The sequence below is a fragment of the Planktotalea sp. genome (assembly GCF_039984035.1).
Taxonomy (GTDB): Bacteria; Pseudomonadota; Alphaproteobacteria; order Rhodobacterales; family Rhodobacteraceae; genus Planktotalea.
In genome coordinates, this window is the sequence record NZ_JBDWVM010000352.1 from 1 (window position 1) to 2,913 (window position 2,913).

A 2,913-nucleotide genomic window follows, 5' to 3' on the forward strand; every position below is an offset into this window, starting at 1 on the left:
ATCCAGTGCTCTTGGGAAAACGGGTCGGTCAAAGTGGGCGAGGGCGATGATTGGCTCGAAGTTCTCGGTTCTGGCATGGTGCATCCGAAGGTTCTGCAAGCGGGCGGTATTGATCCGGCTGAATGGCAGGGTTTTGCCTTCGGTATGGGGATCGACCGCATGGCGATGCTGAAATACGGCATCCCCGATCTGCGCGCGTTCTTTGATTCAGATTTGCGCTGGCTGCGCCACTACGGCTTTAACAGTTTGAACCAGCCGAACTTGGCTGCGGGGCTTTAATGGCAATCCCGCATATCTTCGTAGAGTTCATCGACGAGCTGCGCGACGAGGCACCGAGCCTCGAGACAGCGCAGATGTTCGGGAAACCCTGCGCGCGGCTTGCGGGGCAGAAGCCTGTCTTGTCTTTTCATCAAGACTCAATGGTTTTCAAACTTGGCGCGACGCGCGTTGAGGAAATATTCGCGACCCATCTTGAGGCCGTGCCGTTCGATCCGTCGGGCAAGGGCAGACCTTTCAAAGATTGGGTTCAGGTGCCGGAAGGCATCGACACAGATTGGCATGCGCTCGCTCGAGAAGCGCTCGGCCTTAAGTAACAGGACATAAAGCGATGAAATTCACACTCTCCTGGCTGAAAAAGCACATTGAGACCGATGCGTCTCTGGATGACATTCTCTACGCTTTGACCGATCTCGGTCTTGAAGTGGAAGAGGTGAGCAACCCTGCGGAGGCGCTCAAGTCCTTTACGCTGGCCAAGGTGAAATCAGCCGAGCAGCATCCCGATGCGGATCGCTTGCGCGTGTGCCAAGTTGAAACAGACATTGGCATGCAGCAGATCGTTTGCGGCGCACCAAACGCGCGTGAAGGGATTACCGTCGTTCTATGCAAGCCAGGTGACTATGTGCCGGGCATTGATGTGACGCTTTCCGTTGGCAACATTCGCGGCGTTGAAAGCCACGGCATGATGGCGTCCGAGCGTGAGTTGGAGCTGTCCGAAGAACATGATGGCATCATTGAACTGCCTTCTGGTGAGGTGGGTCAAACCTTTGTGGACTGGCTCGCGGAAAAGGATCCTGCCAAAGTCGATACGATGATCGAAATCGCGATTACGCCGAACCGCCCTGATGCGCTTGGCGTGCGCGGCATTGCCCGTGATTTGGCGGCGCGTGGTTTGGGTAGGTTGAAAGCGCTTGAGGTTGAGCCTGTAGCAGCAAGCTTCAAGGCCGACATTGATGTGAGCATCGATGCAGACACGCTTGATGGTTGCCCAGTGTTCTGCGGCCGCGTGATCAAAGGCGTGAAAAACGGACCTTCCCCTGTTTGGTTGCAAGATGCGTTGCGCGCGATTGGACTGCGTCCGATCAATTTCCTCGTCGATGTGACGAACTACTTCACATACGATCAGAACCGCCCCTTGCACGTCTTCGATCTGGATAAGGTCAAAGGTAACCTGCGCGTTCACCGCGCGGCAGGTGGCGAGACGTTGGTTGCGCTTGATGATAAGGAATACACGCTGCAAGTGGATCAGATGCTCATCTCGGACGATGAAGGCGCTGAAAGCATTGCGGGTATCATGGGAGGCTTGGCGACGGGCTGTTCTGACGAGACGGTCAATGTCTTTGTAGAAAGCGCTTATTGGGATCCGATCCAGATCGCTTACACAGGCCGTGCGCTGAAAATTAACTCTGATGCGCGTTATCGTTTTGAACGCGGTGTTGATCCTGTCTTCACGCCTGAAGGGCTCGAGCAAGCGGTGCGCATGATCGTCGATGTTGCGGGTGGTGAAGCGTCAGAGCTGATCCAAGCGGGCGAGGTGCCTGACGTATCACGCGCCTATAAGCTGGATACGGATCGGTGTTCTTCGCTTGTTGGGATGGACATTCCAGCGGACACTCAGCGCGCCACGCTTGAGGCGCTTGGCTTCGTCATGGGTGGCGATATGGCGCAAGTGCCGAGCTGGCGCCCAGACGTGCAAGGCGAGGCGGATCTTGTTGAGGAAGTCGCGCGTATTGAGTCGCTGACGGGTCTCAAAGGCGTGCCATTGCCGAGCCTTGATGCTGGCATTACGCAACCGATCCTGTCGCCCATGCAACAACGCGAGCGCACTGCGCGCCGCACAGCTGCTGCGCTCGGGTACAATGAATGCGTGACCTATAGCTTCATCGATCAACTTTCCGCTGCCTTGTTCGGCGGCGGCAGCGATGCGACGATGTTGGCCAATCCGATCAGTTCCGAAATGAGCCATATGCGCCCTGCTTTGTTGCCGGGCTTGCTCCAAGCTGCGGCGCGCAACCAAGCGCGCGGTGTTGCCGATCAGGCGTTGTTTGAGGTTGGTACAGCCTTTCATGGCGGTGAGCCGGGTGAGCAACATATCCAGCTTTCTGGATTGCTGACGGGTCGCACGGGTCCGAAAGATGTTCATGGAACGTCACGCAACGTGGATGTGTTTGACGTGAAAGCGGATATTGAAGCCCTCCTAAGCGCGATTGGCGCGCCTGCGAAGGTGCAGATCTTGCGCACAGGGGATGCGTGGTGGCATCCGGGCCGTCATGGTGTGATCTGTCTTGGCCCTAAAAAGGTGCTAGGCGTCTTTGGTGAAATTCACCCAAAAGTACTGGCGGAGATGGATGTCAAAGGTCCTGCGATGGGCTTCACGATCTGGCCCGCCGAAGTGCCACTGCCGAAGAAGAAAACATCAACGCGCCCTGCGATGACAACCAGTGATCTGCAAGCGGTTGAGCGTGATTTCGCGTTTGTTGTGGATGTAGATGTCGAAGCGCTGACCTTGGTGAATGCGGCGTCTGGCGCTGACAAAGCTTTGATCGACGGCGTGCGTGTCTTTGATGAATTCATTGGCGGCTCTTTGGGCGAGGGCAAAAAATCTATCGCGGTAACTGTGCGTTTGCAGCCAACGGA

At 56.3% G+C, this 2,913-nt stretch carries 2 protein-coding genes and 1 pseudogene; all 3 read left to right on the forward strand.

Annotated elements, in window-relative coordinates:
* Positions 1-279, forward strand: a pseudogene (locus ABJQ89_RS15810) (phenylalanine--tRNA ligase subunit alpha); the annotation flags it as partial.
* The gene (locus ABJQ89_RS15815) at positions 279-593 is read left to right on the forward strand and encodes a hypothetical protein (RefSeq protein ID WP_348497128.1); all 315 of its coding nucleotides are present in this window, start codon (positions 279-281) and stop codon (positions 591-593) included. The pseudogene ABJQ89_RS15810 and the gene ABJQ89_RS15815, both read left to right, overlap by 1 nt.
* 14 nt (positions 594-607) lie before the next feature.
* The coding region (gene pheT / locus ABJQ89_RS15820; protein WP_348497129.1) for a phenylalanine--tRNA ligase subunit beta at positions 608-2,913 on the forward strand (2,306 nt) is incomplete at its 3' end.